The following is a 699-nucleotide window of genomic DNA, read 5'->3' on the forward strand; positions in this document are numbered from 1 at the left end:
AATATCTCAACGATCTTTTCATATTCATTACCAAGCAAAGCCAGAGCACTCAATAACTGATCATAACTGAAATCAGGACTTATGCCATACAGATAAGGGATAACTTCATGGAACGTCTTATATTTTGAGCAGGGCTTCACACATCTTGAATAGATCAGGGCTTCCATGATATCGTATAAAGAAAATTTAAAAGAGCGGTTAAATTGAAGAAGATCGATGTGTTTAGAAACGGCAAGACCATCAAGGATATTTTTGATAGGGAAATAACCAAGATAGCGAATAGGAGAATCGTCGATGACTTTCAACTCATCAGCTAACTTTTTACTTTTTTTCTCAGCATTCAACTGTTTGACTTCCTGAGAATAATGGGAGATAGGATCAGCGATGCCAGAACGAATCAAATCATCAAGATAGCCCAAAGAACAAAAAGATCTATGAGCAGTATTCTTTTTAACAGGATCATAGAAACTTTCGTAGATCTGAAGATAAAGCCCTTTTTTCAAATTAGTTTTTTTCAAGAAATAAGCCATAAAGAAACCTCCAAGTGTATAACACCATTTAGCACCATTATTATAACATAAAAAATAATATTTTACCAGAGTAAATGAAATAAAAAAAAGCCTTTTATAAAAGGACTTAGGCCAAATTCATCATATTGGGAACCTCTAAAATTCATGGTGCTAACTTCTAAACACGGGT

Annotated in this window: 1 pseudogene; it reads right to left on the bottom strand. The window is 33.8% G+C overall.

Annotated features, from left to right (window positions below):
• Nucleotides 1-530: pseudogene (locus DW761_RS18840) on the bottom strand (transposase); the annotation flags it as partial.
• Between the last annotated feature and the right edge of the window lie 169 nt (nt 531-699).

Source organism: Absiella sp. AM29-15, from assembly GCF_003434225.1.
In the GTDB taxonomy this organism is placed as follows: domain Bacteria; phylum Bacillota_I; class Bacilli_A; order Erysipelotrichales; family Erysipelotrichaceae; genus Hoskinsella; species Hoskinsella hominis.